The organism is Lutibacter sp. (assembly GCF_040883305.1).
Lineage (GTDB): Bacteria > Bacteroidota > Bacteroidia > Flavobacteriales > Flavobacteriaceae > Lutibacter.
Genome location: NZ_JBFLKT010000008.1, coordinates 1 through 10,839, shown reverse-complemented (window position 1 = coordinate 10,839; position 10,839 = coordinate 1). Strand labels below are relative to the sequence as shown.

The 10,839-nt window shown below is 29.9% G+C and carries 6 protein-coding genes; all 6 read left to right on the top strand.

Annotated elements, in window-relative coordinates:
- Window positions 1-132: 132 nt before the first annotated feature.
- The 6 genes from AB1Z17_RS00205 (at window position 133) to AB1Z17_RS00180 (ending at window position 10,754) form a co-directional block, all read left to right on the top strand.
- Window positions 133-2,094 carry a serine hydrolase gene (locus AB1Z17_RS00205; protein WP_368049778.1) on the top strand — a complete coding sequence of 654 codons (1,962 nt, stop codon included), beginning with the start codon at window positions 133-135 and terminating at the stop codon, window positions 2,092-2,094.
- 124 nt (window positions 2,095-2,218) lie between these two features.
- Complete coding sequence (locus AB1Z17_RS00200) at window positions 2,219-2,944, top strand: class I SAM-dependent methyltransferase (RefSeq protein WP_368049777.1); 726 nt, start codon at window positions 2,219-2,221, stop codon at window positions 2,942-2,944.
- Window positions 2,945-2,972: 28 nt separating this feature from the next.
- Window positions 2,973-4,205, top strand: a complete 1,233-nt coding sequence (locus AB1Z17_RS00195) for an alginate lyase family protein (RefSeq protein ID WP_368049776.1) — start codon at window positions 2,973-2,975, stop codon at window positions 4,203-4,205.
- Window positions 4,206-4,357: 152 nt separating this feature from the next.
- Window positions 4,358-6,550 (top strand): amino acid permease, encoded by a 2,193-nt coding sequence (locus AB1Z17_RS00190; protein ID WP_368049775.1) that lies wholly within the window; start codon window positions 4,358-4,360, stop codon window positions 6,548-6,550.
- 288 nt (window positions 6,551-6,838) lie between these two features.
- Window positions 6,839-7,750: a serine hydrolase gene (locus AB1Z17_RS00185; protein ID WP_368049774.1), complete on the top strand. Its 912-nt coding sequence runs from the start codon at window positions 6,839-6,841 to the stop codon at window positions 7,748-7,750.
- 175 nt (window positions 7,751-7,925) lie between these two features.
- Window positions 7,926-10,754 (top strand): Npt1/Npt2 family nucleotide transporter, encoded by a 2,829-nt coding sequence (locus AB1Z17_RS00180; RefSeq protein WP_368049772.1) that lies wholly within the window; start codon window positions 7,926-7,928, stop codon window positions 10,752-10,754.
- Window positions 10,755-10,839 lie beyond the last annotated feature (85 nt).

Sequence of the window (10,839 nt, the reverse complement as noted above, 5' to 3'; positions counted from 1 at the left end):
TTAATAGTACTAGAGCGTTATTTTGATATATTTTACTCCTATTGACACTTATTTTACATTTATTTGACACTTTACAGAAATATAATATCTACTATTGTTTGTGTTGAATACAGCAATTGTAAAAATTTAATTATGAAGAAAAACTTAATCCTTGCAATGTTATTGATAGTTACACTATCAAATGCTGCCTGTTCACAAACACAGGTCAAAAATAATGCAACAAGTAAAGCTGAAAAAATAAATAAATTAGTTGGAATATATTCAGATTATGAGATGTTTAGTGGTACAATTTTAGTGGCCGATCAAGGGAAAATTATTTATAAAAACGCTTTTGGAATGGCTAATATGGAATGGGATATTCCTAACAAAGTAACTACTAAATTTCAAATAGCTTCTATGACAAAATCTTTTACGGCACTTTTAGTGATGCAATTAGTTGCTGAAAATAAATTGGATTTACACGCACCTATTTCGACCTATCTTAAGGGTTATCCGAAAGTAAATGGGGATCAAATTACAATTCATCACCTACTTACACACTCAGCTGGAATTGGTCGTGATGCATCAAACCAAGAAAAATACAATTCACCTGAAGCCATGGTTCATCAATTTGCAAATGAACCACTTCAATTTAAACCTGGTGAGCGTTTTGAGTACAGTAATTCAGGTTATACGCTTTTGGGTTACATTTTAGAAACCCTTACAAAAAAGTCTTATGAGGAGCTATTACAAGAAAGGATTTTTAAACCTTTAAAGATGAAAAACTCTGGGTTTTATAGGCATAGACCACTAATTAAAAATATGGCATCTGGTTATTACAGAAATTTCGGGGAATACTATGACAATGATAATTCAGATGAGACAACAGCTTATGCTGCTGGAGCTATCTATGCTTCAGTAGAAGATCTATTTCTTTGGGATCAAGCATTGAATTCAGAAACGCTTTTACCCAGAAAATATTTGGATTTAATGTTCAAAAAACACATTGTTGATGTCAATGCGCATTATGGGTATGGCTGGGCACTTAGAGATAAACCAGTTGGTACAACTTCAGAAAAGGTAAAAACCATTGGTCATAGTGGCTCTATAGGCGGTTTTCGTTCAATGTATACCAGAATTCCGTCTCGCAATGCTTCAATTATAATCTTAAATAATACCAGTCATTCCTTTCGTAATTCTCTAACAACTGCAATAACAGGGATATTATATGATAAACCTTATGATTTACCTTTAATTCCTTTAGCTAAATTTATGGTTAAAACAATCGAAAATAAAGGAATTGATGAAGGTATTCAATTTTATAAAAAAAATAAAGATTCACCAAAATACCATGCAAGCGAACAAGAACTTGTTGTTGCAGGTTACAAATTTTTACATGCAGAAAACCCTAAAGATGCAGCTAAAATTTTTAAGTTAGCTACTGAAGTGTTTCCAGATAGAGACAATCCCTTCGATAGTTATGCAGAAGCACTTATGACTCTAGGGAAAAATGATAAGGCAATTGCCAATTATAAAAAGTCTTTAGAACTAAATCCAAATAATAATAATGCCATTAAAATGCTCAAAAAATTGAGTGTTTCATACAGTACCGATCTTTTAAAAACTAAAGATTCCTGGGGAAAAGAGTTATTTGCTATCCCTTTACATTTTGCAAAAAACATTAAACTAAAAGGCTTTGAAGATGCTAGATTTCCAAAAGGTTGGAATGACACTAAAAATCCTAGTTTTTGGACTTACGCGTTTGCATGGAAAGTTAATATTGAAAAAGAATTAACAATAATTAAAGTAGAAGATTATTTAAAAAAGTATTACGATGGTTTATTGGAAAGTATTAATAAAGAAAAAGGACTTGTATTGCCAAAAACTACCGTGGAAATTACAAAAACTAAAGAAGGAAGTTTTATTGGAAAAGTAACCATTTACGATACTTTTATAACTAGAAAACCATTAGTATTAAACTTTAGGATTGAACAAACATTTTGCGAAGAGAGTAACAAGTCAATTATATTGTTTAGAATTTCGCCTAAAAACTTTGAGCACGCTGTTTGGACCAATTTGATGGAAATAAAAGTATTAAAAAATAATTGCGATTAATAAACAAGGTGCAATTTTTCAATAAAGAATTGTTATGTTGTGTTTTATAATAGTTTCCAAAAGCATTTTTAAAGACTTTTTATAATAGTTTGTAACAACTATCTTTGATGATAAAATAATTTTTATGAGTTTTTATCAGCAAATTGCGTCTTATTATCATCATATTTTTAAAATCAATGTAAATCAAGTTGATTTTATTAAGACAAAAATTCCAGAAAGTGATTCTAGCCTTTTAGATATTGGGTGCGGCATTGGAACGCTTTCTTTTGAACTGACTAAATATTACAAGAATGTACTAGGAATTGATATGGACGCTGAAATGATACGAGTAGCTTCAAAAAATAAGCAAACGGAGTTAAAATCTGTTGAATTTCAACAAATAAGTATGCTAAAACTAGAAGACTCTATTGATGAAAATTCGATAGATGGTATCGTTTGTTTTGGAAATACTTTGGTTCATTTGAATTCGTTAGAGGAAATAGCAGATTTTTTACAACAATCAAAAACGGTGCTTAAACCAAAGGGGAAATTGTTGCTTCAAATAGTCAATTATGATAAAATTCTTACAAAAAACATTAAACAGTTACCTATTTTAGAAAATGATGAAATTCTATTTGAACGAAATTATTATTATCGAGAATTAGAAAATAAAATTGATTTTAATACACGTTTAACGGTAAAAGCAACCCAACAAATAATTGAAAACAGTATAGAGTTGTTACCATTATTAAAAAAAGAATTATCATATCTATTAAATGAAGCTGGTTTTAACAATTGCAACTACTATGGCAATTTTAAACAAGAATCGTATGCTATTGAAAGTCCTGCGTTAATTATAGAGTCTTGGTAAGCCTAATTATTTTTTTAAAAAGTCATTTATGATAAAAGGAAAAAAGATCTTATTTGTTATCCTGTTAGTGTGTGTTTTTAATACAAAAGCAACTACAAATCCTTTTATACGGATAGATTCCAGTAGTTTGTCCAAATCTAAAGTACTAATTGAGAATGGAACAGCTTCTGAACAAACACTTGCAGCTTATAAAAAACTAATTCAAAACGCTGATAAATTACTTACGATTAAAAACCCCACAGTTATCGATAAAACCGTACTTCCTCCAACCAGGAATAAGCACGATTATTTGAGTCTTAGCAGGTATTGGTGGCCAAATCCTGAAACAGCAGATGGATTACCTTGGGTGCGACAAGATGGAAATACCAACCCAGAAACACAAACAGATGCCGTTGATAGAAAAAGATTGGGTTTTATGGGAACTGGAGTTTGGAAGCTTAGTTTAGCGTACTATTTTACAAATAATGAAAAATATGCCCAAAAAGCAGTTAGCATGATTGAAACTTGGTTTTTAAATCCAGAAACCCTTATGAATCCGCACTTAGAATTTGCACAAAGTGTCCCTGGGAATTCGAATAAAAGAGCAACAGGTATTTTAGATGGCCGATCAATAGTTATGTATGTTCCAGATGCCATTAACTTACTTTCAAAATCTAACTATTGGAGTGAAAATCATCAGACAAAAATAACAGCGTGGTTCACCGATTATTTAAATTGGTTGACAAAAAGTAAACTTGGTATTAAAGGAAGTAAGCAAAAAAATAATCATGTTTCGTGGTATCGTTTTCAAGTAGCTGCCTTAGCCCTTTATTTAGATGATAAACCACTAGTAAAAGAAATGGTTGAATTGGCTCAAAATAGTCTGGAAGAAATGTTAAATAACGAAGGCGGGCAAACACATGAGCTGGCTAGAACAAAGTCATTTTCCTATAGTTGTTTCAATTTACAGGCATTAACAAATATTGCAGAAATAGGTAATAGAATTGGTATGCACATGTGGTATTACAAATCTGAAAATAAAAAAAGTTTAACATTAGCCATAAATTATTTAACCCCTGTTATTGAAGGTGAAAAATGGAGACATAACACTTTAAAGGCTATTGATGTATCTGATTTAGTTCCAATACTTTCGCAATCAGCAGCTAATTATAAGACTAATGAATTCAAAAATCTATTATCAAAAGTTGTAAAAATTATTGATAAAAATAATCAAAATGATAAAATTCAGGAGTTTTGGTTGTTAAATAGTATTCACCTTTAAAGAATTCATTTATTTGCTTTCCTCCTTTTTTTTTATTTTTTAACACACGTATTTGATAAAAATGATAAAAGAAAATTAAGGTTAAAAACTTTCTTTAAATTGATTGCCGAATAATTTGTACATTAATACTCAAAATTAACGGGTTTATTTTAATGGATAATCAAACTAAAACAATTAAAAAATTTGGGACTTTTGGAGGTGTCTTTACACCTACTTTGCTTACCATATTAGGTGTTATTATGTACCTACGGATGGGTTGGGTTGTTGGAAACGCCGGACTTTTAGGTGCGTGGTTAATCATAATTATTTCTTTTTTAATTACGCTTTGTACGGCACTTTCTATGTCTGCAATTACCACAAATATTAGAATAGGAGCTGGTGGTGCCTATGCCCTAGTTTCGCAAGCTTTAGGCTTAGAAGTTGGTGGTAGTTTGGGAATTCCACGTTACATTTCTCAAGGGTTGGCTGTTACCATGTATATTTTTGGTTTTAGAGAAGGTTGGTTAGGCGTTTTTCCTGAGCATAATGCGTTTTTGGTAGATATCATCGTTTTTGTAGTACTTTTTACAATTGCTTATATTAGTGCTAATCTGGCAATTAAAACTCAGTTTATTATTTTAGGAATTATTGCATTATCAATAGTTTCAATAATTATTGCAGCATACGATGGTTCTATGACAATTCCTACGAGTGAAGCTTTAAGTTGGGGCTCATTTAAAGGTTCTGTTGAAAATGGATTTAGTGGTAGTAATTTTTGGATTGTTTTTGCTGTCTTTTTTCCAGCTGCTACTGGAATTATGGCTGGTGCAAATATGTCTGGAGAATTAAAAAACCCAAAACAAAGTATTCCTACTGGAACACTTTGGGCAATTGGTGTCAGTTTTGTTATTTATATACTTTTAGCATTTTGGATCTCAAGAAGTGCCACTGAAGAAGAATTACTAAATAATTACTATATCATGGTAGAAAAAGCTTATGTGGGGCCTGTAATCATTGCTGGAATTCTAGGAGCAACATTTTCTTCAGCATTGGCATCCATAATAGGTTCATCTCGCATTTTATTTGCTATGGGTGAACATAAAGTTTTACCGTATTCAAAATTTTTAGCTGGACAAAGTACTAATGGACAACCAAGAAATGCCATGTTAGTAACCGGAATATTAATTTTCTTAACACTACTATTAAGAAATTTAAATGCGGTTGCGCCTTTGGTAACACTGTTCTTTTTAATTACTTATGCTATGATTAATATTGTGGTTATTATTGAACAAAATCTTGGATTAATTAGTTATCGTCCTGTATTTAAAATACATAGATGGGTGCCTTGGTTCGGACTTATTTCATCTGTTTTTACAATGTTTATAATAAACCCAACAATTAGCTTACTTTCAATTACAATTGTATTGGCAGTGTATTGGTATTTATCCAGACAAAATTTAGAAACTCCTTTTGAAGACGTGCGATCTGGATTATTTGTTTCATTTGCAGAATGGGCTGCCAAACATACTTGGGGAATGAAAAAAATGCAGCAACGCGCCTGGAAAGCTAATTTAATGGTTCCTGTAAGAGATGTTAATGGTTTAAAAGGAACTTTTCAATTTTTGCGAAATATTGCCAAACCGAAAGGCTCCATAAAACTTTTAGGAATTGAACCTTTTTCTGAAACGAGTACATTAGCTGAAGAATTAGAAGCAATTTCTACTTCGTTTAGGCAAAAGGAAGTGTTTTCATCATCTTCAGTTATTCATACAGGTGAATTTGCGAAAGGGATAAATTATGGAAGTCAAGCGCTTCAAGGTGCTTTTTTTAAACCCAATATTGTCTTTTTAAATATGCAAGATCACGATGATTATGAAAATGAATTAAGACCTGTAATGAAAGAATCAATTAGACTTCAAATTGGAGTTTTACTCTATTTATCGCATCCAACGGCATTATTAGGCCAACGAAATACAATCAATGTTTGGATAAGTGACAGACAGAATAATTGGGATTTGGGTTGGGATATTGGTAATCTGGATCTTTCATTATTAGTTGCTTACAAACTTAAAATGAATTGGGGAGCACGCATTAGATTAATTACTGTAATTACAGATTCTAATGAAGAAAATAATGCCAAAGAATTTTTGAGTTCTTTAATAAATTTAGCGCGATTACCAGAAACTTTGACTGAAGTTTACATTGGAGATTTTAATTCAATCATAATGAAGGCTCCACCTGCTGATCTAAATATATTTGGAATGCATGAAGATTTAGAATTTGGGTTTGTGAAAGAAATGTCAGAAAAAACAAAAAGCACCTGCCTATTTGTTAAAGACTCTGGACACGAAAGTATTTTGGCATAAATTTAAAAAAGTTACAAACCCTTTATAATTAAATTATTAAATGTTTTAATTGCTATTGTTTAAAGTAAAAACTAGTTGTTTTTTTCTTCATTTTTAAATTGATAAATGCTCAATTAGAATATTTTTTAGTCATTTTATATAAAAATTAACATTTTATCAAACCAAATTATAGTTTAAAGCCTTATTTTATGAGGAGATTTTATTTTATGCTCAACAAAAAATTTAACATTTTATGTGTCAAAAAAATAAATATATTTGATATCAAATTTTAAACCTTTAACAATCTAAATGAAAACAAATCAATTACTTATAGTTTTACTATACTTTTTTACTTTTTCACTATTGTCACAAAATGAATTGCCAATACATCAAAATAATTTAAAATTAATACCTTTAAAAAGCTTGTCCAATTCTTCACTCCAAACAAACTTAGAAAAGGAATTAAATTTGAATCCAAAATGGAAATCATTAATGTCACAAAACAGAATGGCTGTTGGTGTGATTGATTTGAGCAATCCAAAAATTACAAAATATGCAAGCATAAATGGAAACCATATGATGTATGCTGCAAGTTTACCAAAAATATCTATTTTATTAGCAGCAATGGATGCGATTGAAAAAGGAGAACTTATAGAAACTGAAGAAGTTACTAATGATATGAAAATAATGATTAGTAAATCTAGTAACCAAGCGGCTACTAGAATGATTGATAGATTAGGTTACGACAAAATTGCAAGTGTAATGACCCATGAAAAATATGAATTATATAATAAAGAAGATGGCGGCGGTCTTTGGGTTGGAAAACGCTATGGCGGTGGTGGAGATACTAATAGAGAACCGATTTTAAATTTAAGTCATGCTGCAAGTGTTGACCAAGTTTGTAAGTATTATTACTTACTAGCTAATGGAAAGTTAGTTAATCCTGAGCGTTCAAAGCAAATGTTAGATATTATGGAAAACCCTGCCCTTCACCATAAGTTTGTGAATACGCTAGACCAAATTGCTCCAAATGCTAGATTATTCAGAAAATCTGGATCTTGGAAGAATTTCCATTCCGATTCAATATTAGTTTGGGGTAAAGACCCTAAAAGAAGGTACATTCTTGTTGCTCTAATAGATGATGAAAGTGGAGAACAGATAATTAGAAGTTTAGTAAAACCTATTGAAAAAGTACTTAAAAAAACAACTGTCAGAGCTTAAAAATGTATCATAAAAAAAAGAAAACCATCCCTATTTTATAAAATAAGGATGGTTTTCTTTTAAATAGATTCAATATCTTTATCAAATAGGTATTAAATTTAACATGTAATTATTTATCATTGGAATACACCCTGTTAACTAAGTTAACAGTGAAGACAAGTAATAAACTTTTTAAATGTTTAAAATTATTTCGCTAAAAAAATATATTCTAAAAGCTTTTGATCTAAAAGAAGATGAGCTAAAAAAGACGTTGTTATTACAGTTAAATATTTTTTTGCTTATTACTACATTACTTATTGTTAAACCAACTATAAATTCTCTTTTTTTATCGGAACTTACATCTTCAGCTTTACCATTAGGATATGTTTTAACTGCAATTATGGCTATTATAGGCTCTTATTTCTACGATAAAATTTTAGAAAAGAAACCATTAAATAAGGTTATAGAAGGAACATTATTAGGAGCTGTAATTTCTTTAATTATTTTTGGAATTGCGTTTACTATTAATATTGCTGGGGGACTACTTTTATACATTCCATACATCTGGGTTGCTATTTTTGGTTTATTAACAGCTTCTCAATTTTGGATTTTAGCAAATCTTGTATATAATGTTAGAGAAGCAAAACGGGTTTTTGGCTTTATTGGTGCAGGTGCAATTGCTGGTGGAATTTTTGGAGGTTACTTAACTTCACTTTTAGCAACTTTTATAAAAACCGAAAGCTTATTATTTGTAGCTGCAATTTTACTAGCAGGTTGTTTACCTATCACTAAATACATTTGGAGAAATGAGGTGGTTAAACTAAACTCATTTCAAGTATCCTTTAGGTCAAATCCAAAAGAAGAATCCCCTTTTAAATTAATAAAACAATCAAAATTGCTTAGTTTAATTGCCATTGTAATAGGTTTAAGTGTTTTGGTTGCTAAATTAGTGGACTATCAATACAGTGATTATGCTTCAAAATTTATTGAAGATCCAGAAAAATTAACAGCATTTTTCGGATTTTGGTTTTCAACATTAAGTGTTATTTCCCTTTTAGTTCAATTGTTTTTAACCCAACGAATTGTTGGTACATTTGGCGTTGGAAAATCATTGTTATGGCTGCCATCTGGAATTTTAATTGGATCCTTTTTATTACTTTTCACCCCACAATTATGGGTAATAATTGCTATTAAAGTTGTTGATGGAAGTTTAAAACAATCTGTAAATAAGGCAGCAACCGAATTACTTTCAATTCCAATTCCAATTGATATTAAAAAGAAAACAAAGACATTTACAGATGTTGTTGTTGATAGTATTGCAACAGGTTTGGCAGGTTTTATTTTGATATTTTTCATCAATGGTTTAAACATTTCATCAACCTCAATAAGTTTAATAATTATTACTTTAATTTCGGTTTGGATTTATTATATATATCACCTTAGAAAAGAATATATTATTTCATTTAAAGATTTATTGGAAACTTCTCATTCCAAAAAGGAAAAAGCAGCAAAAAAAGAAATACCAGTTACTTCAATTATTGAAACTGTAAAAAAAGTTTTTGAAAATGGTTCTGAAAGCCAGATTATCCATATGCTTCAAAAAACGTTAGAAGCAAAAGATGATCGATTTTTTTATTCAATAAAAAAATTATTAAATCACGATTCAACAAAGGTAAGAGCATTGGCAATCGAAAATCTATATTATTTAAAAACAGAAAACCTATGCATTCAAATAGAATCAATGATTTATGATAAAGACCAGCAAATAACCACAGATGCTTTTAGATATTTATTAAAACACTACGATAAAGATTCAATTGAGATTTTTGATAAATACCTAAATGTTAATGATATAACAATAGCAAATGCCGCGTTAGTTGGCCTGTCTCTCGAATTAAGGAACAATCATGTATCTCAAGAACGCTTTAGTTTAGAAAATAGATTAAGACAAGCTTTAGTGCAATGGCAATTTATGAATTCCGAAGAAGAAAAAATGAATAAAATGCTAGCCATTATAGAAGCAATAGGAAATTCAAAATCAGTAAATTTTTATGACATTTTACAAGAACAATTGACATCTAAAAGTCTAAAATTACAAATTACAGCCATTCTAAGCGCTGCTAAAACTCTTGATCAACAATTTATCGATTTAATTATAGATCATTTATCTGGCAAAGATACTAGAAAAACAGCTATTGACGCGCTATATAGTTATGGTGTGCCAATTATAGATATTTTAGTAAAAAAAGTATATAAAGAAACTATTGATATAGAAGATGCCACTCATGTAATTGCTGTTATTGAAAAATTCGCTTCTCAAAAAGCGATAACTGCACTAAAAAAATTAACAGATGGAACAGAACATTCTGTCAAAATAGAAGCTATAGAAGCTTTAAAAAGATTAAAATGGAAATACCCAAATTTATACATAAAAGATAGGTTTATAGTTGATAAAATTTTAGATGAATGTTTTTTATATCAAAACACGCTTTCAATTATTCATTCTCAAATTGTAATTGAATATAAACAGAAAGGTTTGTTAGAAGAAAATATTGAAATAACAAAAGCCCGAAACGGGTTGATTCACCTATTAGAACAGCGATTAGACAGGCAATTGCAGCGTATGTTTAGATTTTTAGGAATTAAATACCCACCAAATGACGTGGAACCGATACTAAACATTATTTTAACAGGAAAGGAAGAACAACGGTTACATGCAATAGAATTTTTAGATAATATTTTAAATATTCAACTTAAAAAGGAGTTAATTCCAATAGCTGAATCTATTTTGGTCGAAACTATTTCTGCTGAAAAAATAAAAAAACTGAACTTACAAGTTTATAGTGAAGCTGAATGTTATACCACTTTATTAGAAAGAAAAGACAGTAAATTAAAACTCGCCGTATTGTATTTAATTGAAAAAACCAACGATTCAAAATATAAACCGCTGGTTCAATTAGTTATAAATGATATTAATGAAAATGTTAGGAATAAAGCCTCAGAAATACTTTCTGGAGCTTCTTAAATTTACTTATTTATTAGTTTATCTATACTTCCTGCCAAATACATATGATCACTGGCAGAATTTTTACGCAACACATTGGTCATTA